General features: G+C 38.6%; 38 protein-coding genes and 1 pseudogene. 13 read left to right on the forward strand and 26 right to left on the reverse strand.

Annotated elements, in window-relative coordinates; translation table 11 throughout:
* Nucleotides 1-200: 200 nt before the first annotated feature.
* From ACFOU2_RS09700 to ACFOU2_RS09780, 17 genes are all read right to left on the reverse strand, one after another.
* On the reverse strand, nt 201-371 hold the full coding sequence (locus ACFOU2_RS09700) for a hypothetical protein (protein ID WP_377914579.1): 171 nt from the start codon (nt 369-371) through the stop codon (nt 201-203).
* Nucleotides 371-832, reverse strand: coding sequence for a hypothetical protein (locus ACFOU2_RS09705; RefSeq protein WP_377914581.1), 462 nt, complete (start codon nt 830-832; stop codon nt 371-373). The genes ACFOU2_RS09700 and ACFOU2_RS09705 overlap by 1 nt, the downstream gene beginning before the upstream one ends.
* Before the next feature lies 1 nt (nt 833).
* The gene (locus ACFOU2_RS09710; protein WP_377914583.1) at nt 834-1,385 is read right to left on the reverse strand and encodes a hypothetical protein; all 552 of its coding nucleotides are present in this window, start codon (nt 1,383-1,385) and stop codon (nt 834-836) included.
* The gene (locus ACFOU2_RS09715; protein WP_377914585.1) at nt 1,382-1,561 is read right to left on the reverse strand and encodes a hypothetical protein; all 180 of its coding nucleotides are present in this window, start codon (nt 1,559-1,561) and stop codon (nt 1,382-1,384) included. Before ACFOU2_RS09715 ends, ACFOU2_RS09710 begins: the two co-directional genes overlap by 4 nt.
* Complete coding sequence (locus ACFOU2_RS09720) at nt 1,551-1,736, reverse strand: hypothetical protein (protein ID WP_377914587.1); 186 nt, start codon at nt 1,734-1,736, stop codon at nt 1,551-1,553. The genes ACFOU2_RS09715 and ACFOU2_RS09720 overlap by 11 nt, the downstream gene beginning before the upstream one ends.
* A gap of 83 nt (nt 1,737-1,819) precedes the next feature.
* Nucleotides 1,820-2,041 carry a hypothetical protein gene (locus ACFOU2_RS09725; RefSeq protein WP_377914589.1) on the reverse strand — a complete coding sequence of 74 codons (222 nt, stop codon included), beginning with the start codon at nt 2,039-2,041 and terminating at the stop codon, nt 1,820-1,822.
* On the reverse strand, nt 2,034-2,216 hold the full coding sequence (locus ACFOU2_RS09730) for a Fur-regulated basic protein FbpA (protein ID WP_377914591.1): 183 nt from the start codon (nt 2,214-2,216) through the stop codon (nt 2,034-2,036). The genes ACFOU2_RS09725 and ACFOU2_RS09730 overlap by 8 nt, the downstream gene beginning before the upstream one ends.
* The gene (gene dnaB / locus ACFOU2_RS09735; protein WP_377914593.1) at nt 2,191-3,546 is read right to left on the reverse strand and encodes a replicative DNA helicase; all 1,356 of its coding nucleotides are present in this window, start codon (nt 3,544-3,546) and stop codon (nt 2,191-2,193) included. Before dnaB ends, ACFOU2_RS09730 begins: the two co-directional genes overlap by 26 nt.
* Nucleotides 3,512-3,808 carry a hypothetical protein gene (locus tag ACFOU2_RS09740; RefSeq protein WP_377914595.1) on the reverse strand — a complete coding sequence of 99 codons (297 nt, stop codon included), beginning with the start codon at nt 3,806-3,808 and terminating at the stop codon, nt 3,512-3,514. The genes dnaB and ACFOU2_RS09740 overlap by 35 nt, the downstream gene beginning before the upstream one ends.
* A gap of 5 nt (nt 3,809-3,813) precedes the next feature.
* Nucleotides 3,814-4,563, reverse strand: a complete 750-nt coding sequence (locus ACFOU2_RS09745; protein ID WP_377914597.1) for a winged helix-turn-helix transcriptional regulator — start codon at nt 4,561-4,563, stop codon at nt 3,814-3,816.
* 188 nt (nt 4,564-4,751) lie between these two features.
* Complete coding sequence (locus tag ACFOU2_RS09750) at nt 4,752-5,573, reverse strand: recombinase RecT (protein ID WP_377914599.1); 822 nt, start codon at nt 5,571-5,573, stop codon at nt 4,752-4,754.
* 11 nt (nt 5,574-5,584) lie between these two features.
* Complete coding sequence (locus ACFOU2_RS09755) at nt 5,585-6,529, reverse strand: YqaJ viral recombinase family nuclease (protein ID WP_377914601.1); 945 nt, start codon at nt 6,527-6,529, stop codon at nt 5,585-5,587.
* 106 nt (nt 6,530-6,635) lie between these two features.
* Nucleotides 6,636-6,851, reverse strand: a complete 216-nt coding sequence (locus ACFOU2_RS09760) for a YqaI family protein (protein ID WP_377914603.1) — start codon at nt 6,849-6,851, stop codon at nt 6,636-6,638.
* On the reverse strand, nt 6,841-7,242 hold the full coding sequence (locus ACFOU2_RS09765; protein ID WP_377914605.1) for a hypothetical protein: 402 nt from the start codon (nt 7,240-7,242) through the stop codon (nt 6,841-6,843). The genes ACFOU2_RS09760 and ACFOU2_RS09765 overlap by 11 nt, the downstream gene beginning before the upstream one ends.
* Nucleotides 7,243-7,269: 27 nt before the next feature.
* Complete coding sequence (locus tag ACFOU2_RS09770; protein WP_377914607.1) at nt 7,270-7,608, reverse strand: hypothetical protein; 339 nt, start codon at nt 7,606-7,608, stop codon at nt 7,270-7,272.
* Between the two features lie 90 nt (nt 7,609-7,698).
* A complete protein-coding gene (locus ACFOU2_RS09775; RefSeq protein WP_377914609.1) occupies nt 7,699-7,863 on the reverse strand; it encodes a hypothetical protein in 165 nt (54 codons plus the stop codon).
* A 72-nt stretch (nt 7,864-7,935) separates the two neighbouring features.
* Nucleotides 7,936-8,178, reverse strand: a complete 243-nt coding sequence (locus ACFOU2_RS09780; protein ID WP_377914611.1) for a helix-turn-helix domain-containing protein — start codon at nt 8,176-8,178, stop codon at nt 7,936-7,938.
* A 179-nt stretch (nt 8,179-8,357) separates the two neighbouring features.
* Between ACFOU2_RS09780 and ACFOU2_RS09785 the strand changes: the two genes are divergently transcribed.
* The 6 genes and pseudogenes from ACFOU2_RS09785 (at nt 8,358) to ACFOU2_RS09810 (ending at nt 12,802) form a co-directional block, all read left to right on the forward strand.
* Complete coding sequence (locus tag ACFOU2_RS09785) at nt 8,358-8,714, forward strand: helix-turn-helix domain-containing protein (protein WP_377914613.1); 357 nt, start codon at nt 8,358-8,360, stop codon at nt 8,712-8,714.
* 14 nt (nt 8,715-8,728) lie between these two features.
* Nucleotides 8,729-9,190 carry an ImmA/IrrE family metallo-endopeptidase gene (locus ACFOU2_RS09790; RefSeq protein ID WP_377914615.1) on the forward strand — a complete coding sequence of 154 codons (462 nt, stop codon included), beginning with the start codon at nt 8,729-8,731 and terminating at the stop codon, nt 9,188-9,190.
* Between the two features lie 24 nt (nt 9,191-9,214).
* Nucleotides 9,215-10,639, forward strand: a complete 1,425-nt coding sequence (locus tag ACFOU2_RS09795; RefSeq protein ID WP_377914617.1) for a recombinase family protein — start codon at nt 9,215-9,217, stop codon at nt 10,637-10,639.
* A 10-nt stretch (nt 10,640-10,649) separates the two neighbouring features.
* A pseudogene (locus tag ACFOU2_RS09800) lies at nt 10,650-10,799 on the forward strand (hypothetical protein); the annotation flags it as partial.
* 186 nt (nt 10,800-10,985) lie between these two features.
* Entirely contained in the window at nt 10,986-11,225 is a 240-nt protein-coding gene (locus ACFOU2_RS09805; protein ID WP_377914619.1) for a hypothetical protein, read from the forward strand.
* Between the two features lie 365 nt (nt 11,226-11,590).
* The gene (locus tag ACFOU2_RS09810) at nt 11,591-12,802 is read left to right on the forward strand and encodes a M20 family metallopeptidase (RefSeq protein WP_377914621.1); all 1,212 of its coding nucleotides are present in this window, start codon (nt 11,591-11,593) and stop codon (nt 12,800-12,802) included.
* 35 nt (nt 12,803-12,837) lie between these two features.
* On the opposite strand, the gene ACFOU2_RS09815 is transcribed toward ACFOU2_RS09810, so the two are convergent.
* The 3 genes from ACFOU2_RS09815 to ACFOU2_RS09825 form a co-directional block, all read right to left on the reverse strand.
* Nucleotides 12,838-13,548, reverse strand: coding sequence for an EcsC family protein (locus tag ACFOU2_RS09815; RefSeq protein ID WP_377914623.1), 711 nt, complete (start codon nt 13,546-13,548; stop codon nt 12,838-12,840).
* A gap of 68 nt (nt 13,549-13,616) precedes the next feature.
* Nucleotides 13,617-14,828: an ABC transporter permease gene (locus ACFOU2_RS09820; protein ID WP_377914625.1), complete on the reverse strand. Its 1,212-nt coding sequence runs from the start codon at nt 14,826-14,828 to the stop codon at nt 13,617-13,619.
* The gene (locus ACFOU2_RS09825; RefSeq protein ID WP_377914627.1) at nt 14,821-15,564 is read right to left on the reverse strand and encodes an ABC transporter ATP-binding protein; all 744 of its coding nucleotides are present in this window, start codon (nt 15,562-15,564) and stop codon (nt 14,821-14,823) included. The genes ACFOU2_RS09820 and ACFOU2_RS09825 overlap by 8 nt, the downstream gene beginning before the upstream one ends.
* Nucleotides 15,565-16,219: 655 nt before the next feature.
* Here ACFOU2_RS09825 and ACFOU2_RS09830 point away from each other — a divergent pair.
* The 3 genes from ACFOU2_RS09830 (at nt 16,220) to ACFOU2_RS09840 (ending at nt 18,564) form a co-directional block, all read left to right on the forward strand.
* Nucleotides 16,220-16,654, forward strand: coding sequence for an HIT family protein (locus ACFOU2_RS09830; RefSeq protein ID WP_377914629.1), 435 nt, complete (start codon nt 16,220-16,222; stop codon nt 16,652-16,654).
* A gap of 160 nt (nt 16,655-16,814) precedes the next feature.
* The gene (gene serC / locus ACFOU2_RS09835) at nt 16,815-17,918 is read left to right on the forward strand and encodes a 3-phosphoserine/phosphohydroxythreonine transaminase (RefSeq protein WP_377914631.1); all 1,104 of its coding nucleotides are present in this window, start codon (nt 16,815-16,817) and stop codon (nt 17,916-17,918) included.
* 121 nt (nt 17,919-18,039) lie between these two features.
* On the forward strand, nt 18,040-18,564 hold the full coding sequence (locus ACFOU2_RS09840; RefSeq protein ID WP_377914633.1) for a tryptophan transporter: 525 nt from the start codon (nt 18,040-18,042) through the stop codon (nt 18,562-18,564).
* A 72-nt stretch (nt 18,565-18,636) separates the two neighbouring features.
* Here the strand turns inward: ACFOU2_RS09840 and ACFOU2_RS09845 are convergent, their stop codons facing one another.
* Nucleotides 18,637-18,828: a hypothetical protein gene (locus ACFOU2_RS09845; RefSeq protein ID WP_377914635.1), complete on the reverse strand. Its 192-nt coding sequence runs from the start codon at nt 18,826-18,828 to the stop codon at nt 18,637-18,639.
* A 77-nt stretch (nt 18,829-18,905) separates the two neighbouring features.
* Here ACFOU2_RS09845 and ACFOU2_RS09850 point away from each other — a divergent pair, with 77 nt between their 5' ends.
* Entirely contained in the window at nt 18,906-19,271 is a 366-nt protein-coding gene (locus ACFOU2_RS09850; RefSeq protein WP_377914637.1) for a YtxH domain-containing protein, read from the forward strand.
* A 145-nt stretch (nt 19,272-19,416) separates the two neighbouring features.
* On the forward strand, nt 19,417-20,016 hold the full coding sequence (locus ACFOU2_RS09855; protein ID WP_377914640.1) for an HTH-type transcriptional regulator Hpr: 600 nt from the start codon (nt 19,417-19,419) through the stop codon (nt 20,014-20,016).
* Here the strand turns inward: ACFOU2_RS09855 and ACFOU2_RS09860 are convergent.
* Complete coding sequence (locus ACFOU2_RS09860; protein WP_377914892.1) at nt 20,013-20,357, reverse strand: DUF1878 family protein; 345 nt, start codon at nt 20,355-20,357, stop codon at nt 20,013-20,015. The genes ACFOU2_RS09855 and ACFOU2_RS09860 overlap by 4 nt on opposite strands.
* Nucleotides 20,358-20,577: 220 nt before the next feature.
* On the opposite strand from ACFOU2_RS09860, the gene ACFOU2_RS09865 reads away from it, so the two are divergent.
* Nucleotides 20,578-20,757 carry a hypothetical protein gene (locus tag ACFOU2_RS09865; protein ID WP_377914642.1) on the forward strand — a complete coding sequence of 60 codons (180 nt, stop codon included), beginning with the start codon at nt 20,578-20,580 and terminating at the stop codon, nt 20,755-20,757.
* 72 nt (nt 20,758-20,829) lie between these two features.
* Here ACFOU2_RS09865 and ACFOU2_RS09870 read toward each other — a convergent pair whose 3' ends face one another.
* Together ACFOU2_RS09870 and ACFOU2_RS09875 are read right to left on the reverse strand one after the other, a co-directional pair.
* Nucleotides 20,830-20,925 carry a YjcZ family sporulation protein gene (locus ACFOU2_RS09870; protein WP_377914644.1) on the reverse strand — a complete coding sequence of 32 codons (96 nt, stop codon included), beginning with the start codon at nt 20,923-20,925 and terminating at the stop codon, nt 20,830-20,832.
* A 64-nt stretch (nt 20,926-20,989) separates the two neighbouring features.
* A complete protein-coding gene (locus ACFOU2_RS09875) occupies nt 20,990-21,082 on the reverse strand; it encodes a YjcZ family sporulation protein (protein ID WP_377914646.1) in 93 nt (30 codons plus the stop codon).
* 234 nt (nt 21,083-21,316) lie between these two features.
* Here ACFOU2_RS09875 and ACFOU2_RS09880 point away from each other — a divergent pair, with 234 nt between their 5' ends.
* Nucleotides 21,317-22,174 carry a peptidylprolyl isomerase gene (locus tag ACFOU2_RS09880; RefSeq protein ID WP_377914648.1) on the forward strand — a complete coding sequence of 286 codons (858 nt, stop codon included), beginning with the start codon at nt 21,317-21,319 and terminating at the stop codon, nt 22,172-22,174.
* 227 nt (nt 22,175-22,401) lie between these two features.
* Here the strand turns inward: ACFOU2_RS09880 and ACFOU2_RS09885 are convergent, their stop codons facing one another.
* Nucleotides 22,402-22,596: a sporulation YhaL family protein gene (locus tag ACFOU2_RS09885; RefSeq protein WP_377914650.1), complete on the reverse strand. Its 195-nt coding sequence runs from the start codon at nt 22,594-22,596 to the stop codon at nt 22,402-22,404.
* Nucleotides 22,597-22,670: 74 nt separating this feature from the next.
* Nucleotides 22,671-23,612 carry a 3'-5' exoribonuclease YhaM gene (yhaM, locus tag ACFOU2_RS09890; RefSeq protein ID WP_377914652.1) on the reverse strand — a complete coding sequence of 314 codons (942 nt, stop codon included), beginning with the start codon at nt 23,610-23,612 and terminating at the stop codon, nt 22,671-22,673.
* Nucleotides 23,613-23,736: the final 124 nt, after the last annotated feature.

Raw genomic sequence — 23,736 nt, forward strand, 5'->3', positions numbered from 1 at the left:
ACAGAAATTATTTCAAGATACCTGCACGTACGAAGATGTTACGGAACGCCCTATTCACCCGTTTTTCCTCTTCCTGTTTTCGCTTTTTTCGATCAGCTATGTCATCGTGTCCACAGACCGGACACAGGTGGAGAATTCTTAGCTGAAACCAATGATTACATTTCTTGCAATGGTACCCCTTCATTTCCCTACCTTCTTTCCTAACCTCTTATTTTCGGAATAACATCTCCACCGAATTTTTTACACTGGCTGCCGACTCTTGTTGAACATTTTCTAAAAAGAGGACAGCGCGTTCGACACGCCATCCAATCATCTTCTTTTTTCATCCAATCCGGACGATCATCAACAATAACGACCTGATTACCAATCATTACTGCACGCTTTCTTCCGGCTCTTTTTCTTCTTCTGGTTGTTCCACATCATCCATAGACAATTGATTAGGATCCACGCTCACAGTTCCGTCTTTTCCCACTTTATACTCAATACCTTCATGTTCGTCTTCGTCATAAAACTCTTCTATGCTCATTTGAGATTCCACGATGTTTAGCGTCACATCAGAGCCTGCTTTTTTGTAAAAATTAAATGACTGTTCCGCAGAGGTATCACCTTTAACGATAAATTCCAAAGTTGTCTTTTTACTATCCTTAGTTGTTTTACTAAATTCGCAAGTAAGCTTCTGATCTACACCCTCAATCTCCAACTCTACTACTTCACGAGTCATTTGGTTAAGCTCTTGTTTCTTTTCATCCTCGCCTTTCACATAAAATTGAACGAGTTCTTTTTTGCTATCCTTTGTCTGCTTATTAAAATGCGCTTTTACAGTTACTTGCATTTCACTTCACTCCTTCTAATATTGTTTTTATGACTTCCAACTGGTGAGAAGGCGCTTTGACTGCTCCTGTCTCCTGTGCTAAAAAGCATAGCGCTGAAATTTTAGCGATAATAAATGCATCCACCACGTTATCGCTCTTGTGTACAAATCCAAAATGATTTTCGACTGCTGCCATCACTGCTTTTTTCTTGTCTTTGCCAGTGAGGCGTTTTTTACTGCCTTTTTCACCAACCCAACCTGTTACATTCACAAATTTCTTTACTGCATTAGGTGCTACTTCGTAGTAAGGTAATTTACGCTTGTAGAGCTCATTTCTTATCCCGTGATGCAATCCGCCGGCAAACATAGCTTTTTGGGTGTCATAAGGGAAACCCTCTATACAAATGACATCACCTGGTTTCAGATGAGCAACTACCTCGTTAATGAGAGTGACCATGCGTTTTGGATCCTCAGAGCCAACACCGGTTAATTCCTTTGCTCGAAGTACCTCTCCATGCTCGTCCAATGCAACAAACCCTATTTTTGTTGATGGGTCAATTCCAACAAATCTCAACTGATCAGCACCTGCCTTAACACTTTAGCTGCATATTTTAACCCTTGTTTTCTTCCGAGAAAATAAGCTTCACTGACATTGTGAATCGGTATTGTTTCTAACGTTTCGCGCTCTCCCTCAGCCTTCGTTTCAAAATCGTCTATGATTCTTTCAATCTCTTTGGGGTCAACTTTCATTCATAACCCTCTCTTCTTTCACTTGTTCAGCGATTGCTACCGCAACAGCTGCTACGTGAATCAATTCTGTGTATAAATCATCGGCGTCCGATTCTTTCCCCCAACCTTTTTGAGCCTGCATCGCTTGAGCAACTTCTCCTACTTCTTCAACGAGGATCTGTAACCAGGTTCCCATATCATGTCTCTGTATGCTCTACTTTGCATCTTGCCTAGCTCGTTCACCACTAACCTCAAGTAAAACTTGAGTCTTAAGTTCGTTCATCCTTCCTTGCCCTCCGATTCAAAATACTCTTTGCCAAAATGCCGGACGATTAACTCCATTGTCTTCGGACCAATTCCTTTAACTTTTTCCAGTCCTTCAAACTTAGAGGCAAAAGTATATAAGGCTGTATGTTTACCATGCTCAAATCCGACCTTCTGTCCAGCAAGGAACCCTTCCTGTCTTGCTTTTTCAATGACCGGATTTTTCTTCTTACTCATACTGGTTCATTTCTTTCCCAAATTTACATTTCACTTCAATATGAGCAGTCTCAAGCTCTGTTAACGTTAGTTCATATAACTGTTTGCCTTCTGGTGTTTTAAAATATCCAAAATTCATCAACTGATTAATTAAATGCTTTTTACGATCTTCAACTGCTTGATGTAGAATTGCCATTTCTATCCCCCTTAACGTTCATTACATTTTTCCTTGATAAATCCAAAATCTTATTTTGCTCCTTCAGGTAAAGAAGCTCTACAACACCTGTTGGGCCATTCCGTTGTTTGGCAATATCGATTTCAAGGATGTTTTTCTTGTCTGAATCTTTGTTGTAATATTCATCTCGGTATAAGAAAGCGATAATATCCGCATCCTGTTCAATGCTTCCTGATTCACGAAGATCCGACATCATCGGACGCTTATTGGCTCGACTTTCAACACCGCGTGATAATTGAGCAAGCGTAATGACTGGATTTTTAAATTCTTTGGCCATTGCTTTAAGTGCTGCTGAAATCTCTGATACTTGTAAATGAGCATTTCCACTATGATCATGCTGCGGCCGAATCAGAGTAAGATAATCTATCAAAATAAGAAGCTTGCGACCAGGAAAATCTTTTTTCACTTGTCGTACTTGGGCGCGCATTTCGTTTACGGTTTGTCCTGGCTTATCGAAGATTTGAGGGTTTACCTTTGAAAGTAGCCCAATAGCTTGAACCCATCTTGTACGATCATCGTCATTAAAGTAATGGTACGGATTTTTCATCTTATTCCCGTCAATTCCACCCAACATGGACAACATACGTTTAATTAAACTATCTGCACTCATCTCAAGGGAAAAGATGACGGGAATAGCACCTTTTAAACCTGCATTGGCAGCAAGGTTGAGGAGGAAAGCTGTTTTTCCCATACTCGGACGAGCCCCGATAATAATTGAATCCTCATCTTGCCAACCGTCCGTCATATCATCAAGGTCCTTATATCCAGTTGGAATCCCCGACAACCCAACAGGAACCGGAATATCCGGTAGTTCATATAGATTAGCCAGCCGTGATGTTAAATCGAATCGTTCTCTTGTGCCGGTAACGTCAATTCGGTTTAATTGTTGAATAATGCCTTGAATGTCTATCTCATCACTTGGCATGCCTTCCTCAAAAGACTTTAATATGTTCTGAATAGCTCTCTGCTTCCACATTTTCATGATGACATCGGCGTAATATTCATAGTTGGCTGTACTTGGTACTGCATTAGTCAGTTTCATGAGGTATGTAACGCCGCCAACGTTTTCAATTTTTTCATTGCCAGCTATTTCAACCATAGCTACAAAGTCAATAGGTTTTTTCTTTTCAATGAGCTGCAGCATCCATTTGAAAATTTGACTGTTTCTCGGATCATAGAAGTGCTCCGGTTTTAAAGAAATTTCCTGCAAGATTGCTGGTTCAAGAAAAATACTCCCTAACAGCGTGCACTCTGCCTCAATGCTGTACTTCGTTTCCAAAGTTTGTTGCATAATATTCATCACCTCGCAATCTCCGCATTTTCTCTAAATGCTTATAATTAATGCGTGATTTCTCTGGTTCAACGTAAACTTCCGCAATAGTAGGTGCAAACTTACATTGCGACACATGTTTTTTTACTTTAGCTAGTGCCGGCTCATATTCAACAGGGCTCAGCTGCTCAATCCATATAGCGACGCGTTGTTGTGTTATTTCGAAATTCGGATAAGCTTCAGCAATATAGCGAAGAATGCTTAATACTTGCTTGCTTGTCATCAAAGTCACTCCGTTTCATACTTGCTTGCAATTTCATCTAATGCATCAAGGTTGCTTCTTTTCTTCTTGTCGTTGTGATAACGGTCCAGCACGCCCTTTTCTACATATTCAAACTTTGCTATATAGTCCAGTCGATGCTTTGGTTTATATTCATCGAATACCACATCGATCAAGGAAAGGATTTTGTCTAAAGGAATGTTATCTTCTATCAATCTATTAATAGACTCTTCATCTTTTTTAGATAAAACTAATCCCCTTGCTCTTCGCTGAATAAATTTATCTGCAATTTTTTGAAAAGCATCATGATTGTTCAAGCTCTTCTCCTCTTCTTCTTTTTTTATATCTTTTATATCTTTATTAGATAGGTCATATGTTGTCTTTCTCTCGGTCATATGTGACCTATCTCTCTTTTCAGATAGGTCATTTTTGGTCTGTCTCTTTTTGAATTTTTTAGAGTTTTTGACTCTATAAATTTCTCCATACGGCGCTCGCTTCGCTTCGATATACCCATGTTGTTTTAAACGTGCGATATTTCGTTTAACGGTACTTTCACTTATGCCGATTTCTGTTGCGATTTCCGATTGTTTTACCGGTCTACCACCAAGGACGATGCCCCAGGTTTCATCATCCTCCTCAATTTCTTTAGTGGTCTTTGAAATAAACCAGATGAATTCCCATAAGGCAGGACCAATCTTTTCTCTATGTTCTTTCGTGAGTAGACCTGAATATATAGGAAAATAGAAACTTTCGGGCATCGTATCACCTCGGCTTTCCTATTTCCTTTCACATATTGCAAAACCGTTCTTCATAGCCTTCACCCTATAATGTGGGTAACGTTTCATATACTCCAGGATTAAACGTTTTAAATGTGCTTTATCCTTCGCTTCTTTCCATATTCGTTTTGGAAGCAAAACAGGATATCCAACTTTATCTGTTGTGAGCATTATTCAATATTGAAATTCTCTTGATTGAAGACACTTGGCTTTTCTTCATCAGCAGGGACATCAATCACTTCAGCTTCGATGTATTCAACTTCCTGAGCTTCTTCTGTAATGTCCTTTACTTCCTTCGGTTCTTCATCCTCTGAATAGGCTTTCTGCATCTCAATGGAGAGAATCCCCCACTTAGAGAGCATTGCTTTAAGGACCGTCTTCATAGCCATTGCATCGTAATCATTTTTCCAACCAAAATCTGATTTAGAGAATTTCTTACGATGCTTTTCAACTTGATCCCTTGTCCAGTAGACTGTTTTTCGAAAACCATTCAGTAATTCAAAATAAGCAGCATATCCAATGATCACGTCAGATTGTCGAGCATCAAAATCAATTTCAATTTCTTCAGTCAGAGGGTTCCACTTCATTAACTCCCCTTCGTGTACTGGAGTAACATTGATAAAACGGTATTGAGATGTTCGCAACGCCAACTGAATGTATCCTTTGTAACCGAGCTGAAAGGATGCTGTATTTTTGTAGGGAACAATCCACGCATATCCTAAATTTTTATCAACCGGCAAATCCAGAGTCGCTGCCACCATAGCTGAGGAAATAACACTCATTGGTTCACACTTTTGAAGCATTTTCTCACTGTTGTACAAATTAACAATACTTGTCATAAACTGGACTGAGCGTTTATCAAGTACCTCTTCAAAGCGCTTTTTCACTGTTGGACTTGATAATAAAGCTTTTAATGAACTTGATTGTTGTGCTGGAGCACCAACGTTTTGTCTGCTTTGTAATTGATTTTTTAAAGATTGATTTGTCGCCATTCAAAGCCCTCCTAGTCTAATTGTTTTATAGAAAAGTAACGTGATACACTTTGCTTCACCACTTGTTGATACACGTCAGGAAATTTTTCTTTCAAAGCCTTGCTATCCACTCGACTTGATGCTCGAGGCTTCCATAAGACTTCATAACCATTTGCGAAACCAACCTCCGCATCCTTTAGTTCGTTTTTCATTTCATTTTCAAGCGCCTTTTTCTGCTGTTCGAGTTGAGAGATAGTAGTTTTAAGTGAGTTGTATTCTTCGATTTTTGATTTAAAATCCGCATTTAGTTCCATGGTTTTCTCTGGATTCGTTTCTTTATAGCGCTCTTTCAAAAACTGCTCAGCTGCAGATGAACCATCAATAGCCGGCGGTATATTTTGCATGACATGGTATTCCCAAAAGTGTTTCTCCTGTTCGATAATATATTGAATGAGCTCTTCATCTCGATTAACAGGCTTCCACTCAAATTTGTTGCCTCCCATTAGCACAGCAATGTAACCCTGTTGATAGCCAGTAACAGCCAGATAGTGCTGAACTTGTACTAGGTAAGGACCAGGTACTTCGTCACCTTCCCATTCCTTTTTCTTGAATTCACTTGCCGTCTTACATTCAAGAACAGCTTTTTCACCAACTACTTCACGGTCAATGTTAGCTAGCATAAACGTATACTCAGGATGCTGAAGGATTCGATTACAGCGACGTACTTTTTTGTTGGTACGAAGGGAGAATTCTTTTGCAACTACATCCTCCATTTGATTGCCCCAATATGCTGCTTCACTTTGAATATCTTCCGAAATAAATTGGCCAGTTTTTTCAAGCCATAATTCAAAAGGTGTTTTCCATTTGTTAAGCCCCAGAATAACGGAGGCATCTGAACCGCCAATCCCTTTTGTACGTGCTTCCAACCATTCCTCACGGCTCATTTCAGCTGTTGAAGTAAATATTGAAGCTTGCATATATTCACTCTCCAATTGATTGTTTGAGGTGACTTATGTAAAATAAATCTAAGGTTTTTACATGAATTCACCTTTATTGAATGACTCGTGTTGCAGCACGGGTCATTCATTCTTCGCCGGCCACCTTTCTAATGGCACTTAAAACATCCACTAGATAGTCAATTGCATTGCTTTCAAGAATGACTTCACCGTTAATTTCTAAAATGTAATCGCCTTTCAAAATCTCATCTCCGCATGCATCGATACCTTCATGTCTATCCTCTTCTTGCGGATCCTGAATGCCATAGCCATTTTTCTCAACCATTTGATTCTCAATCGACATTTTTATTCACCAACATTCCTTTTTGCTGCAAAGCATAGATTTTACCCCCAACTGATTTCGGGCTTCTTTTAAGCTTACTGGCCATTTTAGCCAATGACATACGACCTTTGTTTTCGATTAAAAATCTCACCTCCTTATCTGTCCATCTCCGATTGACACCACCTTCTTGTCCACCAACCGGTCTTTTTGCTTCACTCTCAACCTTTACAACCTCTTCTTGTCTTTTTAAGGATCTAGATAATTCCAACAATCTTTGCCCCACCTGACATTTCGTATAGCAATATGGATTGTTGCTTCTGCTGAACTTCCTGGCTTTCGAACACGATTTACACTCTTTATCCAAAATGCTGATAATTTCTAAACGAACGGCCTTTCTTTCTTGCCGATTCAACTTTCTTTCTCACCTCCTTAAAGTGATTTAGGACACGGCTGCCGTCCTGGCAGCCTTTATAATCTCTGGAGCATTTCTGTATTGAAACTCTTGTCGAATATCATCTATTTGATTAGAGAAATCCAAGTAGAGTAATTGTTCAGCGCGTTTTCCCATCTCCATGAACACCCTAGACCGCCACGTTAGGGCTGTTACTACACAAATCATTTCCATTCCATCCAAAGTTGGAAAGTGAGCCTTTTGTATTTTTTTAAATGTCATTTCAAACAAGGGTTTTTGCGGGCTCTCTACGTTTTGTATATAGCTCTTCATGGCTGTTAAGACGATGCCGCGCTCTGCCATGTTGAAAAATAAACGTTGCTTCACTTTTCTCCATCCTTTCCGCTTTTTCGACTTGGTTCCTCAGCATTTTTCGCAATCTTTGTCAAAAAAAGTGCGCTTAACGAACATGTCGTTTTACGCTTTTGAAGTTGCTTCCTTTTTAACCTCTACTGTAATGTTTCCTATGCTTAAATCTGCAAACTTTATTTCCTTTCCATGCTTCCTTGATAAGATTTTTTCAATAATTGGCTTTAACTTCAGAACCTTTTCTTCTGTTAATTCAAACTCAGTAAGATTCATGTATTCTCACCTCAATACAACATATGCGCTTGGGCCGGTAGGACAATATATCTTTTTCCGAAATCTTCGTTCCTATTTAGGAACATCAATCTCAAAAAAATAGGCACTTGGTATCCCTAAGTGTTCTGCCATTAATCTCGCCTCTTGCAATGAGAAATCACCACCGGTACCATTCAATTTTTGATTAACGGCACTTTGGCTTTTTTTTAGCAATTCCCCCAATTCCTTTTGAGATATGCTGTTTTCAACCAAGAAAGCTTTAATTTTTCTATAAGGGTGGTGTCTGCGGGACGTATGTTCATTAATGTTAGCCATTTTTTCACCTCGCTTTTAGAGTTCCTAAATAGGAACAAATTTAGTATATGGTAACGAAGTTTAGATGTCAATAAAAGTTATTCCTTTAAAGGAACATTTTTTCTTGTTTTTGTTGCATGAAAGGAACTAACAAGATATTATATTAGATATAAATAACATTCAGGGAGCGAAATAAGTTAATGTACTCATTCGGTTCTATCTTAAAAAATTTGAGGACTTCTAAAAAACTTAGTATTGATCAGTTGGTAAAGCAAATAAATGAAAAGTATAATATGAAAATTAGTAAAAGTATGATTTCAAGATATGAAAATGATGAGGCTGAACCTAAAATGAACATGGTTCGTATATTTGCTGATTTTTTCGATGCTTCACCAGAATACATCATGGGACTTGAAGAATCTGATAAAAAATCAGTAAGTAAGAATAGTAAAGCCATCGAAACGATTGCAGCTCATTTAGACGAGAAAAATATTACCGATGAAAAAATGAAAAACATAATTAAATATATTGATTTTATCTTTCAAGATGAAGATTGATGGGGTGATATACGTTGCATTACGAGGCTTTACTAACAAAGTATTCACATATACCCGTTAAAGAAAAAAATCTTCAATACGGATTTAAAGGTCTATATAGAAACGGAAAAATCATTATAGAAAAACGTTTAGACACAGTTGAAAAGGGTTGTATTCTCGCAGAAGAAATAGGACATCATTTTAAAACCGTAGGTAATATTCTCGATCAAAGCAACGTGAATAATGTAAAACAAGAAAAAGTCGCAAGGCAATGGGCTCACAATGAACTCCTTCCCCCAGAGTGCTTTATTGATGCCTATCATCATGGCTGCACTAATCGTTTTGAAGTTGCTGAATTTTTAAATGTGACAGAAGATTTTTTGCAAGAAGCATTAGATCGGTATGTTGAGAAATATGGGGATTATATTTATTTCGGTAATATCATGATTCATCTTAATCCCCTAAATATATTCCATGAAAAAAGGTTTGGAATGTAAAGATGTTCTGAAGGAGTTTTTATTATGAAATGCATTGTTTATGTCAGGGTATCGACAGACGAACAAGCAAAACATGGCTATTCTATTGCTGCTCAACTTGAAAAATTAGAAGCCTACTGCATCTCCCAAGGATGGGAGTTAACAGAAAAATTTATTGATGAAGGTTATTCTGCGAAAGACCTAAACCGTCCACAATTTGAAAAAATGATAGACAGAATGAAACAAGGCAATACAGATATCTTATTAGTATATCGTTTAGACAGGTTAACCAGATCAGTTGTTGATTTATATGAAATATTAAAAGTTCTAGATGAAAATAATTGCATGTTTAAAAGCGCTACGGAAGTTTACGATACGACCAACGCAATGGGCAGGTTATTTATTACACTGGTGGCAGCAATTGCACAATGGGAAAGAGAAAATCTTGCAGAGCGTGTTAGATTGGGAATGGAAAAGAAAACAAAACTAGGAAAATGGAAAGGCGGCACTCCCCCCTACGGTTATAAAGTTGTTGATAAAAACTTAGTGATCAATGAGGATGAAGTTAATGTTGTTAAAACGGTTTTTGATTTAGCCAAAACACTCGGTTTTTATACGATAGCAAAGCAACTGACCAATCAGGGCTATTCCACAAGAAAAGGTGGGGACTGGCATGTCGATTCTGTCAGAGATATTGCAAATAACCCTATATATGCCGGCTATTTAACGTTTAATGAAAGCCTAAAGGATTATAAAAAGCCTCCAAGGGAACAAAATTTATATGAGGGACATCATGAGCGGATCATCTCGAGAGAAGAATTTTGGAGGCTGCAGGATATCCTAGATAAACGAAGGATCCATGGAGGGAAACGTGAAACAAGTAATTATTACTTTTCGTCCATTTTAAAATGCGCACGGTGTGGACATTCTATGTCAGGCCATAAGAGTGCCGGTAAAAAGACATACAGATGTTCAGGGAAGAAAGCAGGAAAGAACTGCTCCAGTCATATTATTCTGGAAGAAAACTTGACAAAAACTGTTTTTCGTTTATTTGATGAACTTGTAGGAAGCATAATTGGATCTACAAATGTTTCCGATTATCCAAGTGAAAAAGTATCTGGATTAGAAAGTGAATTAAAAAGTATTGATAAGCTTTTAAAAAAACAAAAAGCCATGTATGAAAATGACATCATTGATATTGATGAATTAATTTCTAAAACCACAAGCCTCCGAGAGAGAGAAAAAGAAATCAGCCGTGAATTAAAAGCTGTAAAACAAAGTACTAAACAAAACAATAAAGAAATCCAATTCATAGTAGAAAATATTGAATCATTGTGGACTCATGCAAATGATCATGAACGAAAACAAATGCTAACTACAATCTTTTCTCAGATTGTTATTGATACTAAGGATGAATATAAAAGAGGAACAGGTAAAGCCAGGGAGATTGTAATTGTATCAGTGAAATAGATTTATGTCTTTTGCGGGTGGAGGTACGCTTGTTCCGTGGGCACTCATTCCTGCAGCTGCCATTTGCGGTGTCGATCCATTCGAACTCGCACGCCGAAACTTGATTCCTGTCACAATCGGTTTAGTGGTTACAACCATTGTCGCTATGTTTCTTATGTAAGTCAGAGACATTTTCAACGAGATTAGGTTTCATAAAATTCAGGATTCATCTCTACCTCCAAACTTTACAGAAAAATACATTTTAGGGGGAGCTGACTCAAAAGCCTTCCGGGAAGGACAATAATCTATTAATGCAAGCTCCACATCAATCGTAGAACAAACGGTGAAAGGGAAATGGTCGCAAAACTTGGATGAAGCAACGAAACAAAAGGTTCAAGCAATCATGGATCAAACAAAAACTGAATTAGGTGAGCTTGGTGTCGATTTTCCCGCTAAAGGTGAAAGAAAAGACATGTTCGCAAAGCTGGATGACGCTACAAAACAAAAAGCCCAAGCCATTATGGATCAAATGAAAACTCAGTTAGCTGAGATTGGTGTCAATCTTCCAACTAGAGATCAAGGACATCCAACTAAAGCCGCAGAATAACCTGTATATTCTTAGTTAAAATGCATGGGTAACCAACCAAAGAAGCCCCGTAATTAAAAACACGGGGCTTCTTTGGTGTTAGTGTAAGAACATCTGTTACATAATGTTCCCGCAAAGCAATTCGGCTGATTCCAATTATGAGCATCGGCATGGTTAAAGTTGAGATTCCTACAATAGCCGGCTTTGAAGCTAACGGTCATACCACCTCTAACACCGGCATCCATTAAGATGAACAATCCACATTTTTCTTTATGAAAAAATCTTCCCCAATGTTATAATTATAAGAAATGTCTAAATTTTAGAAACAATGCCCAAAGTTCACTTTATTTACATTTTCAAACCCATATTACAAGGAGGTTTATGAAATGCTCTCCCCTTTTTTGAAAGCCCTTGAACAAAAATATGATCAGATGGTGGAAACAAGACGCTATCTCCATCAATATCCGGAACTTTCCTTTAAAGAGTACCAAACCGCTGCGTACATCCGTTCTTTTTATGAAAAACTCGGAATCAAAGTGCGGGCCAATGTTGGCGGAAACGGCTTAGTCGCTTTTATCGAAGGGGGCAAACCGGGAAAAACGGTAGCGCTGCGTGCCGATTTTGATGCTCTTCCAATTCAAGACGAGAAGGAAGTTCCTTATAAATCAACCGTTCCCGGTGTCATGCATGCATGCGGACATGATGGGCATACCTCGATACTTTTAGCACTTGCAGAAACTTTCCATGAAATGAGGGAACATCTTCACGGCAACATTGTACTGATCCATCAACACGCAGAAGAATATGCCCCCGGCGGCGCAAAAAGCATGATCGAAGATGGGTGTCTTGAAGGAGTGGATGTGATTTTTGGAACACATTTATGGGCAACAGAGCCTACCGGCGTGATTCAATACCGGGTCGGCCCAATCATGGCCGCTGCCGATCGCTTCGAAATCACCATTAAAGGCTCCGGCGGACATGGAGCCCAGCCCCATAAAACGAAAGACTCCATCGTCATTGCTTCGCAGCTTGTGATGAACTTACAGCAAATCGTCAGCCGCCGCGTCAATCCAATCGATTCAGCCGTTGTCACTGTAGGATCGTTTGTGGCAGAAAATGCTTTTAATGTCATCGCTGACAGCGCACAGCTTGTGGGGACTGTTCGTACCTTTAATGAAGAGGTAAGAGACCAGATTGAGCATGAAATTGAACGTATTGTCAAAGGGACATGCCTCACTGCAGATGTCGATTATGAATACGTCTATACACACGGCTATCCGGCTGTTGTCAATCACAAAGAGGAGACGGAGCTTTTAATCAGTGTAGCTCAAAACATAGATGATGTCACTAAAATTGAGGAAACGGAACCCCATATGGGCGGAGAGGATTTCGCTTACTATCTTCAACATGCAAAGGGGGCCTTTTTCTTCACTGGAGCTAAAGCTTCTGATGTGAAGAAGCCTTACCCGCACCATCATCCGCGGTTTGATTTTGATGAAAAAGCGATGCTGATTGCAGCAAAAGTCCTTTGCTCAGCTGCCTTGACTTATTTAGAGAACAATAAGCGAGTTGACCAAGAAATAACCGCTGACCATTAATAAAAATCGGAGGGTCATTTAGATCCTCCGATTTTTTATTGCTCTTTCAATAAGCGAAGTCGATAGACATTCATGGCAGTTTCACCGAGATGGTCGAGCAGTCGATAATTGGCGACAGCACCGACCACTGCCCCGATCCCCGGCATAAGCTGCAGCATTTTTACAAAGTCAATATAGTCGCGATATTCTTGTTGGAAAGTTCGCCAGTTCACTTCTGTTGCTTCCTGTTGTTCATCCCATTTTTCCAATTGCTCCAAGATAACCGGCCGCAGCTCATCACTGCAAAAAGCCAAGTGAAAAATATATAAAAGATAGATACGCTCTTCCAGTTTTTTAATATCAAAACCATAAATGGAGGCAATGTCAAATAAACACTTCATTTTAATGGACAATAAGAGCGGAAAATCAGCTAACCCCCATAAGAACCCTCCCGCTCCCGTCCCTGCTCCTTCTACTGCGGCTGTCTTTTTATATTGCTCAATCGTTTTCAGCACAAGCTGGTCTTTTTGCTCCAATGACAAATGTTCTGTATGTTTTACTTTCGTTGTTAAATTGGAACCAATGATGGTTCCCTGGACCATCTTTTTAATACTCTCCGTCACGACTTGATGAACTTTTTCCGGAATTTTATCATTGATTTTCACTTGAAGCTGCTTTGTAAATCGTTGTAACAAGGGGGATTTTTTATCCATTTTCCCCTTCCAGATCATTACTTCATGAAACACTTTTTGTTCATATGCATTCATTCGCATATCATCCTTTTCTTTAATCATTACTAGTTATACGAATAAATGCTTCGTTTGTTTCATTCCTTTTATACTTTCTTGATTCTTGACCGAACATATGCCTTGACAAACAATTGACTGAAAATGAGCCCTGCTATGCAGGCTGCTACACCAGTAAGCACGTCCGTAAACATCACAAATAATGTCAAAAGAATCGTTTGAACACTTAAAATGATCTGCAACAAAGCTAAAAATGCCTGTTCCCGATCTTTTTCCTTTACAGGATATAAAGATACCCATAGTTTGTATGCATGATGTTTCCATAAAGGAATAAGCTGAAAACCCGTTAAATAAAGGGTGATGATAAGAACGACAATATTTCCATATTGTAAAGGAGCAGCCAATAATACGATTCCTCCAATAATCGTCAATCGGACAACCAGCCCTGCATAATCTCCTGCTCTTAAAAAGGTGCGAGCATATAAGAAATGGTAAGAGGCGGATTGAGAAAACGAAATTCGGGCAAGCATCCAGTCTGCGTAAGCGCGCCGCTTTACTTTGTCTTTTATGTTTGGAACATCTGTAAACAAATTGGCCATTCGATAAAAAAACATCATCCGCTTCGTTTCAAGATCGATTAAATGCTCCCATTTGAGCGGTTTTTTCTTAGTTATGACATAATAATAGCACGCCAGACTAAAAATAATTGCGGCTACCGCCAATAAGAAAGCAAGATGAGCCCCAGCGAACAACAGATACGCAAATGCTCCATTTAAAACAAACCGCACTAAAAAGTCCATCCATTTTGCTGATGATTCTTCAAAATAAGCCATATGCCATGCCATCCAAAAGTTCACAAACTTTATCATCAAAAACATAAAAAATATACTCAAAACCGAACCATATGGATGCCCCGTCGCCTTCACATAAAGCGGTGCCAAAGCGGCCGTTACAATTAACAACAGGTAAACCTGATAAGCAAAGCTAAAGAAGAAAGACTTGATAAAATACGGGCGCATCCTCGTTTCCAGCGGCAGCAAAAATACAATATCAGCCGGCTTCAAAAACGTTCGAACTCCTCCTGCGGTTAAAACCAGTCCCACGATGACTGCCATTAAGAAAGCAGCAGGAAATGTAGGAGACAGTCCTTTCAACCATAACTGATAATAGTACGCAGCCCCGCCGAGAATGAAGATCAAGACAATTTTTAAGTGATCGTTTAGCATATACTTCAAGTATTTTCTCATATCGGCTGCATATTGTTGAATACGCTGCTTCCAAAGGTTATTCGTATTATTCATAGGCTTCTTCCTTTGTTAACTGAATATAAATTTCATCCAAGGTGGCATTTGGCATCGAAAACTCTGCCCGCAAATCACCTAATGTTCCTTTTGCCCGCACTTCCCCATTATGTAGAATAATGAAACGGTCACAATAGCGCTCGGCTGTGGCCAAAATATGAGTGGACATGAGAATGCCCGCCCCCTGCTTTTTCATCTCATTCATTAAATCTAGAAGAGACTGGATACCAAGAGGGTCAAGCCCTAAAAAGGGTTCATCGATAATATAAAGGGAAGGCTGCACTAAAAAAGCGCACATAATCATAACTTTTTGCTTCATCCCTTTTGAGAAATGGGCAGGAAACCACTTAAGTTTTTTATCCATTCTAAATTCTTTCAATAATTTTGGCAGACGTTCCTCATATGTTTGTTTACCTACATTGTAAGCCATCGCAGTGAGTTCAAGGTGTTCTTTCAGTGTCAATTCATCATACAAAACAGGTGTTTCCGGAATAAACGTAAACTGGGAACGATAACGATCGGGATTTTCTTTAAATGTTTTTCCATTAATGGAAATGGTTCCGCTTTTCGCTTCCATTAATCCAATAATATGCTTAATGGTCGTACTTTTTCCGGCACCGTTCAGCCCAATCAGGCCGACAAGCTCTCCGCTTTTCACCTCAAAAGAAATATCCTTTAAAACAGGCTTTTTCGTATAGCCTCCCGTTACACTTTGCAATTGTAATAAAGTCGTCATGGGCTCTCCTTCTTTTTCATTAATTTATCCCGTTCTAGCGGGCGATGCTCTCCTGATTTTATTTTAACAAATCTTCTCCTTGAAGACAGTTTTCTTGTTCACTCATTATTTTTCACTACATAACTTTTCGATTCTCGGGCAATCTAATTAACGAAGAGGGGGACAAGATAAAAAGCAATGTTGATAATCATTTCGTGGTGATTCACACTTTTCAGCATTGAAATGAGGTGTCTACGAAAGACAATATTGTCAATAGACCATATACTTCTTTCTATACGTTTTTCAAAAGGGGATGTGCCTCTTGAACAAAGTGAGTAAATACGAACAACAATAGTTTACTTTATTGTAAATGAGGTGTTTGTCGCAGGCCATAAAGCTGATTGCTTATAAAAGGTCACACTCACTAAATTCTTTGCTTAAAATGAGGTGTTTGTCAAAGACATTTAGCCAAAAAGTAAGCAAACAATTTACACGCAAATGAGGTGTTCCCTAAACGTAACGTAAGGTGAAGTAGAAAATGTTTATCTACCCCTTCTTCGTATGGGAGGATGCATCATTCGATTGCATCCTCCTTTTGCTTGAACTCATTTCCTTCTATATTGTAATTTGTGATAAAATACCAATAATTACATCATATAGAAAGGATGATAAATTGATGAACCCACATGATGAACAATGTATTTTTTGTAAAATTATCCGCGGTGAAATCCCATGCGCAAAAGTGTTTGAAAATGAACATGTTTTAGCTTTTTTAGACATTAGTCAAGTAACGAAAGGACATACACTTGTCATTCCAAAAGTACATAAAAAGAATATTTATGAGCTAACACCCGACATAGCTTCACATCTTTTTGAAGCTGTCCCCCGCATTGCCAATGCAATTAAGGAGCAGTATGAACCAATCGGTTTGAACCTTTTAAACAATAATGAAGAACCTGCAGGGCAAACCGTATTCCATTATCACCTCCATCTTCTTCCACGCTATGGTGAAGGTGACGGATTTGGTGCCGTTTGGAGATCTCACCAAAGTGAATACACACCTGATGATTTACAAACAATCGCCGCGGCTATTTCGGAAGCAATTCGTTAGCTTTTATCCAACCTGAATAGAGGCCATTGTGGACAAGCTGCCTTTGCATGTCTATAATAGCCTCTTTTGAATTTTTTAAAAATTAACACTATACCTTGGAATTTCATTGTACTATAATAATTATTATTTTCAGTTAAAAAATTGAAGGAGGAATTGGAACATGAAAAGAGCCTACAATTTCAATGCCGGCCCCTCTGCTCTCCCCTTGCCGGTTTTGGAAAAAGCACAAGCAGAGTTTATCAATTACAATAGTACCGGGATGTCTGTCATGGAGTTGTCCCACCGCAGCAAAGATTTCGAACAAATTTTAGAAAATGCTAAAAACTTGTTGAAGGAATTGCTGGATATTCCGGATACATACGAAATTTTGTTTCTCCAAGGTGGAGCAAGTTTACAATTTTCTATGGTGCCGATGAACTTTTTAGGTACCGATCAAACAGCTGCATACGCTTTGACAGGCTCATGGTCTGAAAAAGCCTTAAAAGAGGCAAAAAAAGAGGGCAAAACTGCTGTAGCGGCTTCTACGTCTGAAGGAAAATACCGCTCTATCCCTAAACAAGCGGATATTATTTTGCCAGAGGAAGATATTGCTTACCTGCATATCACATCCAACAATACGATTTACGGTACTCAATGGCATGAATATCCTTCCTTTGAGGGAGTTGATTTAATTGCTGATATGTCCAGCGATATTCTTTGCAAAAAAATCGATATCAATCAATTCTCTCTGATTTATGCAGGTGCTCAAAAGAACCTTGGTCCATCGGGAGTAACGCTCGTCATTTTAAAGAAAGAGCTGCTTGACCGTATTCCTGACAACTTGCCAACGATGCTGGATTACCGAACGCATGTAAAAAACAACTCTCTATATCATACCCCTCCTACATTCGGCATCTATATGCTGTCACTTGTATTAGAGTGGGTAAAAGAACAAGGCGGCGTTGATGCCATTCAAAAGCATAATGAACATAAGGCCTCCCTCCTTTATGAATGCATGGAATTATATCCTGATTTTTATCGTCCGCATGCTGATAAAGACAGCCGTTCCATCATGAATGTAACCTTTACCCTTCCAAACGAAGAGTTAACAAAGTCCTTCTTACAACAAGCGAAAGAAAAAGGGTTTGTGGGTCTTGCAGGCCACCGTTCTGTAGGCGGATGCCGTGCTTCTATCTACAATGCGGTGCCGTTGGAAGCCTGTGAAGCGCTCGCTTCATTTATGAAGGAATTTCGTCAAGCAAATGTAACTGTTTCAGAAATTTAATTTTCACATTTTGATTGATTTTTGCTATAATGTTGTTACAAGTTTATGCAATGGGCAAAGAGTGCACTATTGGTAAACATGTAGCTAAAAAGAGTTCAGTTTAGAAGAGGAGAGATGAGAAGTGAATACAAAGGTATTAGTTTCATTAGCATTATTAGTCGGAATTGGGGCAGTTTTACACACTGTGGTACCGCCCATTTTATTCGGTATGAAGCCTGATATGTTGCTTACCATGATGTTTTTGGGTATCCTTTTATTCCCAAATATCAAAAGTGTCTTACTGGTTGCTTTAACGACAGGTGCGATGGCGGCTTTAACGACAAGCTTTCCTGGCGGGCAAATCGCCAATATGATTGATAAACCGATTACAGCTTTGGTGTTCTTCGCTTTAGTCATGGCCGTTAAAAAAGTAGCGAAATCCACGATTACGGCAGCTGTCTTAACAGCAGTCGGTACGATCGTTTCAGGTGTTGTCTTTTTATCCGCGGCTTTCTTTTTAGTAGGCCTTCCAGGTGAATTCAGCTCCCTTATAAAAGTAGTTGTCTTGCCAGCGGCTGTTGTGAATACCATTGTGATGATTGTTGTGTACCCAATTGTCCTTAATGTGTTGAAACGCACGAAAATCACATCTGAAATCTCAGCATAACAACGAAAAGTCCGATTTTTATCGGACTTTTTTATTTATGTGGATTCATATATTAGGTTTAGATTTTGGATACTAGGTTACATAATATAATATAAAGGCTAAGAAAAACACCATGACTGCTGAAAAACCAAATGTGGCCGCTCTTTTCCTTAATACATGTTTGGGCGGATAAGAAGCTGTTTTTTGCACAGCCATGATAGTGCCAAACGTCGCAACCAATAAAATAACACTTAATGAAAACAAGCCGAAAACCAGTCCTGCCATTCCCCATCCCCCTTTTTAGTTAACATTATGCACAAATAACAACATATATGTACTGATTTCTGTAGAGGAGTGAAATGATGAATCGCACAAAATCTCTGATATTAGGTATTTTAACTGGAGGAATCATAGCCGGTGCGGGGGTCCTTCTATCAGCACCTTACTCCGGCAAAGAATTTCGCTCTCGTTTAGAAAATAAAAAAAGCAAGACCAATGGCTCAATTGCAGATTTCAAAGGGCATACGGCTGATGTCAAACAGCATATTCAAGAAGCGGCTAAAACAAGCAATATTATAGTAAAAAATGTTGTCCAAGACATCACTCAGTCTGTAAAAGAGTGGAAACAAAATACGGCCCCTCACCAGCAAGCCATTCAATCACATCTGAATGAAATTCAGGAGTCTTTAACAAGTCTCGAACAACAAGTACAAAATGTAAAAAATTAAAAAGAATAATAAACACAAAAGAGAAGGAAAATCCTCCTTCTCTTTTATAATTTAAAAATTTTGTAAATTTACATCTTTATAAATTTTTATTTTATTGGCATAATAGAAGATAATAATAATTGAGTAGACTAAAGTAGGTGGAGAGATGAAAAATAAAGAAGAAAAAGAGTTTAATTTAAAAGAAGCATTACTTTTTAGCCAGCGTATGGCTCAAATGAGTAAAGCGCTGTGGAAAACTGTTGAGAAAGATTGGCAGCAATGGATCAAACCTTATGATCTGAACATTAACGAGCACCACATCTTATGGATTGCCTATCATCTAAAAGGCGCCTCCATTTCTGAAATTGCAAAGTTTGGTGTAATGCATGTATCGACTGCCTTTAACTTCTCGAAGAAATTAGAGGAGCGGGGGTTATTGGAGTTTTCCAAAAAAGAAAGCGATAAACGTAACACTTACATCAAACTGACGGAAAAGGGAGAACAGATTTTACTAGACTTAATGGAAAATTACGACCCTTCCCAAAACTCTGTGTTTAGTGGATCTCTGCCTTTAAAAGACATTTATGGTAAGTTCCCCGACTTTATAGAGTTAATGTCTGTTATTCGTAAAATCTATGGTGAAGACTTTATGGATATTTTCGAGCGCTCGTTTCACAATATCGAGCAAGAGTTTACTGAAAAAGACGGAAAATTAGTAAAAAAAGAGGAAAAAACAGAGCTAGAAGAAGAGATTGTTTCCAATTAATCTCGTATCCGCTTAATAATTTCTGAAAATTCCCTCATCAACCCTTTGTATAGCCCTTGTTTGGAAAGTGCATCTACGGCTTCATCCGGGGCTATCTTAGGAGTGAGCATCCCCACAAATTGTATAAGCAGCGGAGTATAATCCAGCAATCCTTCCGCTTTTTGCTTATCATATTTTTTGCTCAGTTCTTCACAAATTTCAAAAATGTCATCGAATTCCTGCTTCGTTAATTCTTTTTTAACTACGAGCTCATAAAAGGGTTGGGAGTTTAAGGCAGTGCTTTCGAGCAAGAGTTGTATATAAAACTCAAGGCGAGCCAATCGAGATTCTAACGATTCCATCAAGCTATTCTTCTCCTTTGTTTACCAGAGCTGAATTTGATCTTGTTATCCGAAGTACTCTTTCTATTCCCCTTTTATCTTCCTTCTATCTATTTCGCAAAATATTTGGTATTGTTAATATAGTAAAGTACGTCTATTTTTAGACTCCTCTCTTTACAACCATTGAGATTGATATAGAACGATAGGAAACCTTTATTTCGATGTTGGGGGAATGTACTGAATGACCGCATTTTTTATAGCGTTTGCTTTATTTATTTTATTTTACATTAATACATTAACAAATACATTATGTATTCAAAAAGAAATTCCGGATGAAAAGCAGCCGAAAGTATTTCGGACGATTAATGTTCTTATTACGATTTTGCTTATTTCATCTTACGTTGAAGTGTTATTTAAATAAGACCTTATAAAAAGCGATGAAGCCGGGCTTCATCGCTTTTTGGGGATTGTCCATTTTCACGAGCCCCCGCAATTAGCAAATCCAACATGCGCCGATGATAATTAACAAAATAAACAATACCACAATCAACGCAAAGTTCTTGCCGTATCCTCCTGACATATCACTCATCCCGCCTTTCCTGAAAGTATACATAGCCGGCCGGCTTTTTTATCGGCTGGCTATGTAAAAGAGATTAGCAAATGTAAGCACAACCAACGATAATTAATAAAATGAACAATACAACGATTAACGCGAACCAGCTGCTATAACCGCATCCTCCAGACATAAAGAGCACCTCCTTTGTGGACTGATACTCCATCATATGCAAAAGTCTAAAAGTGCGACTAGGCGAATGTCTTAGATAGGGCTGAATTCCCTTAGGAACGGGCACCCGTACATGTGATTATTGAAATACTTTCATTTTTGGGACCTTTTCGTTAAAATGAGAGAATGTAATATATTAATTGTTGTCATATGGGCATACTGTCAGTAAAAATTGAAAGTAGGAGTTGTTTAAACAATGAAAAAAGGCTTAATCGCATTAACAACAGCAGCAAGTATGATTGCTCTTACAGCTTGTAACGGTGGAGGGGGCGACTCTGAAGTTGTCGTAGAAACAAAAGCCGGAGATATTACGAAAGATGAACTTTACAATGCATTAAAAGAACGTTTAGGTGACGAAACAATCCGCGATCTAGTAGATGAAAAAGTTCTAAGCGAAAAATATAAAGTATCTGACAAAGAAGTTAAACAAGAGCTTGAAAATTTAAGAAAGCAGTATGGCCAACAATTTGAAGCCGCTATCCAGCAAAACGGCGAAGATCAAGTAAAGCGTATGTTAAAAATCGATCTTCTTCGCGAAAAAGCGGCAACAGCTGACATTAAGGTTACAGATAAAGAATTAAAAGAAGCTTATGAGGCTAAAAAACCTGAAATTAAAGCAAGCCATATCTTAGTACAAGATGAAAAAACAGCAAAAGAAGTAAAGGCGAAATTAGATAAAGGAGAAGACTTTGCGAAGCTTGCAAAAGAATACTCACAAGACCCGGGTTCTGCCCAAAAAGGCGGCGACTTAGGATACTTTGGACCCGGAAAAATGGTCCCTGAGTTTGAAAAAGCGGCTTATAAGCTAAAAGTGGGCGAAGTAAGCGAACCAGTTAAGTCTTCATTCGGTTACCACATTATTAAAGTAACCGATAAAAAAGAAGTAAAACCGTTCAAAGAAATGAAGGGTGAGCTTGAGAAAGAAATTAAACGTTCAAAGCTTGATCCGGAAAAACTTCAAAAAGCAGTTGAAAAAGAAATTAAAGCCGCAAAAGTAGAAGTAAAAGACGAGGATTTGAAAGACGCTTTCGAAACGCCAAAAGCTCAAAAATGATAAAGAAAACTCGCTGATTCGCAAACCTGTAAATGCGAAGGTAGAGGCGTAGTTATACTTCCTAACGTACAACAAAAAGGATCGGAATTTCCGATCCTTTTTGTTTGTGATGAGCTTCGTTAAAATAAGATTGATGCTTCATATTCCTGAGTTATTGCTCTCAGGGTAAATTGAAAGCGAATGACTCCAAAGTTCACACTAAACTTTAACCCTGCTAAATGATCAAGTTACACAGGGCTGCTTTCTTTCATCCGCTTTTTCTTTTCCCGCTCTAGCTCGATGCGTTCCAAATAAACTTGCCCTTCTTTTTCAATATACACATCATCAATTTCACGTTCTTTTTGTCCTGTACGAATAGCCATAAAACCGCTAAAAAAGATTCCCATGACAACCAAATAGACCCAAAAAGGTAATGTAAACATATCGAACATCCCCCTGATTTCCATCTCTATTTACCATCACTATATGTAACAATAGATCTTTTTATGACAAGCTATTAGTCAATGATTGGCTTATAAAAAGCACGGTTGTCCAGAGCAAATACTCTTTCCGTAAACTCCCCCGGTTTCACCCTTTCAAGTGCACGATCAAGCATATTCATCTTCGCATCAATATTATCAATTAGGTGAAGCATTTCTGCCTCTTTAATAAGAGGGGGTTTAGGGCTGCCCCATTCCGCTTTCCCGTGGTGTGAGAGCACTAAATGCTGTAAAAGCATGACCTCTTCTCCGTAAATGTCCAACTCGTCTGCCATTTTCCCAATTTCGTTAACCATGATGGAGATATGCCCAAGCAAGTTTCCCTCAATCGTATAGCTTGCAGAAACCGGACCAGACAGTTCCATCACTTTTCCTAGATCATGCAAAATGATACCCGCATATAATAAATCCCGGTTCAAGGACGGATAAAGGTCGGCTATTGCTTTTGATAAACGAAGCATTGATACAACATGGTAAGCTAATCCAGAAACAAACTCATGATGATTTTTCGTTGCAGCAGGATATTCTAAAAAAGCTGCCTGATACTTATTTAAAAGTTGTCGGGTAATTCGCTGAATATTGGAATTCTTCATCTCAAAAATGAATTGAGTAATTACCTCAATCATTTCTTCTCTTTTCATCGGGGCAGTTTCTAAAAAATCTGACACCCGAACAGTTTCGTTCGGCTGTACAGGGCGGATATGACGGATTTTCAACTGATTTCTTCCACGATAACTCATAATCTCTCCTGCAACCCTTACAATGTTTTGAGCCCCGTAGTTATCTTCATCTTCCGGCGAAGCATCCCATAACTTCGCTTCAATCTCCCCTGTTTTATCTTGAAAAATCAAAGTTAAAAATGGTTTGCCGTTGCTTGCAATGCCTTTCGTTGATGACTTGACCAGCAAATGTAAATCAATTTGCTCGCCTACCTCATAATATACTATTCCTTTTTTCAAATTGGTCCCCTCCCTGCATTGATTCAATCGTTGTTTACTATTTATAGCATAACGCTTTTAGGGCAATTTACACAATATATGTGGGAAACTACTAAACATTTGCTTTAAAATACGAATATACGGA

The sequence above is a fragment of the Bacillus songklensis genome, assembly GCF_042649685.1.
GTDB lineage: Bacteria > Bacillota > Bacilli > Bacillales > Bacillaceae_H > Bacillus_BA > Bacillus_BA songklensis.

Excerpts from the sequence above, each read along its gene's own strand:
- ACFOU2_RS09880 (WP_377914648.1), top strand. The coding sequence starts at position 21,317 with ATGAAAAAAGGCTTAATCGCATTAACAACAGCAGCAAGTATGATTGCT.
- ACFOU2_RS09775 (WP_377914609.1), bottom strand. The coding sequence starts at position 7,863 with ATGAATCTTACTGAGTTTGAATTAACAGAAGAAAAGGTTCTGAAGTTA.
- ACFOU2_RS09795 (WP_377914617.1), top strand. The coding sequence starts at position 9,215 with ATGAAATGCATTGTTTATGTCAGGGTATCGACAGACGAACAAGCAAAA.
- ACFOU2_RS09780 (WP_377914611.1), bottom strand. The coding sequence starts at position 8,178 with ATGGCTAACATTAATGAACATACGTCCCGCAGACACCACCCTTATAGA.
- ACFOU2_RS09720 (WP_377914587.1), bottom strand. The coding sequence starts at position 1,736 with ATGGGAACCTGGTTACAGATCCTCGTTGAAGAAGTAGGAGAAGTTGCT.
- ACFOU2_RS09820 (WP_377914625.1), bottom strand. The coding sequence starts at position 14,828 with ATGAATAATACGAATAACCTTTGGAAGCAGCGTATTCAACAATATGCA.
- ACFOU2_RS09755 (WP_377914601.1), bottom strand. The coding sequence starts at position 6,529 with ATGCAAGCTTCAATATTTACTTCAACAGCTGAAATGAGCCGTGAGGAA.
- ACFOU2_RS09750 (WP_377914599.1), bottom strand. The coding sequence starts at position 5,573 with ATGGCGACAAATCAATCTTTAAAAAATCAATTACAAAGCAGACAAAAC.
- ACFOU2_RS09700 (WP_377914579.1), bottom strand. The coding sequence starts at position 371 with ATGATTGGTAATCAGGTCGTTATTGTTGATGATCGTCCGGATTGGATG.
- ACFOU2_RS09810 (WP_377914621.1), top strand. The coding sequence starts at position 11,591 with ATGCTCTCCCCTTTTTTGAAAGCCCTTGAACAAAAATATGATCAGATG.
- ACFOU2_RS09705 (WP_377914581.1), bottom strand. The coding sequence starts at position 832 with ATGCAAGTAACTGTAAAAGCGCATTTTAATAAGCAGACAAAGGATAGC.
- ACFOU2_RS09740 (WP_377914595.1), bottom strand. The coding sequence starts at position 3,808 with ATGACAAGCAAGCAAGTATTAAGCATTCTTCGCTATATTGCTGAAGCT.
- ACFOU2_RS09860 (WP_377914892.1), bottom strand. The coding sequence starts at position 20,357 with ATGGAATCGTTAGAATCTCGATTGGCTCGCCTTGAGTTTTATATACAA.
- serC (WP_377914631.1), top strand. The coding sequence starts at position 16,815 with ATGAAAAGAGCCTACAATTTCAATGCCGGCCCCTCTGCTCTCCCCTTG.
- ACFOU2_RS09760 (WP_377914603.1), bottom strand. The coding sequence starts at position 6,851 with ATGTCGATTGAGAATCAAATGGTTGAGAAAAATGGCTATGGCATTCAG.
- ACFOU2_RS09745 (WP_377914597.1), bottom strand. The coding sequence starts at position 4,563 with ATGCCCGAAAGTTTCTATTTTCCTATATATTCAGGTCTACTCACGAAA.
- ACFOU2_RS09715 (WP_377914585.1), bottom strand. The coding sequence starts at position 1,561 with ATGAAAGTTGACCCCAAAGAGATTGAAAGAATCATAGACGATTTTGAA.
- ACFOU2_RS09875 (WP_377914646.1), bottom strand. The coding sequence starts at position 21,082 with ATGTCTGGAGGATGCGGTTATAGCAGCTGGTTCGCGTTAATCGTTGTA.
- ACFOU2_RS09885 (WP_377914650.1), bottom strand. The coding sequence starts at position 22,596 with ATGTTTACATTACCTTTTTGGGTCTATTTGGTTGTCATGGGAATCTTT.
- ACFOU2_RS09855 (WP_377914640.1), top strand. The coding sequence starts at position 19,417 with ATGAAAAATAAAGAAGAAAAAGAGTTTAATTTAAAAGAAGCATTACTT.
- dnaB (WP_377914593.1), bottom strand. The coding sequence starts at position 3,546 with ATGCAACAAACTTTGGAAACGAAGTACAGCATTGAGGCAGAGTGCACG.
- ACFOU2_RS09825 (WP_377914627.1), bottom strand. The coding sequence starts at position 15,564 with ATGACGACTTTATTACAATTGCAAAGTGTAACGGGAGGCTATACGAAA.
- ACFOU2_RS09865 (WP_377914642.1), top strand. The coding sequence starts at position 20,578 with ATGACCGCATTTTTTATAGCGTTTGCTTTATTTATTTTATTTTACATT.
- ACFOU2_RS09815 (WP_377914623.1), bottom strand. The coding sequence starts at position 13,548 with ATGAATGCATATGAACAAAAAGTGTTTCATGAAGTAATGATCTGGAAG.
- ACFOU2_RS09730 (WP_377914591.1), bottom strand. The coding sequence starts at position 2,216 with ATGGCAATTCTACATCAAGCAGTTGAAGATCGTAAAAAGCATTTAATT.
- ACFOU2_RS09785 (WP_377914613.1), top strand. The coding sequence starts at position 8,358 with ATGTACTCATTCGGTTCTATCTTAAAAAATTTGAGGACTTCTAAAAAA.
- ACFOU2_RS09725 (WP_377914589.1), bottom strand. The coding sequence starts at position 2,041 with ATGAGTAAGAAGAAAAATCCGGTCATTGAAAAAGCAAGACAGGAAGGG.
- ACFOU2_RS09845 (WP_377914635.1), bottom strand. The coding sequence starts at position 18,828 with ATGGCAGGACTGGTTTTCGGCTTGTTTTCATTAAGTGTTATTTTATTG.
- ACFOU2_RS09850 (WP_377914637.1), top strand. The coding sequence starts at position 18,906 with ATGAATCGCACAAAATCTCTGATATTAGGTATTTTAACTGGAGGAATC.
- ACFOU2_RS09870 (WP_377914644.1), bottom strand. The coding sequence starts at position 20,925 with ATGAGTGATATGTCAGGAGGATACGGCAAGAACTTTGCGTTGATTGTG.
- ACFOU2_RS09830 (WP_377914629.1), top strand. The coding sequence starts at position 16,220 with ATGAACCCACATGATGAACAATGTATTTTTTGTAAAATTATCCGCGGT.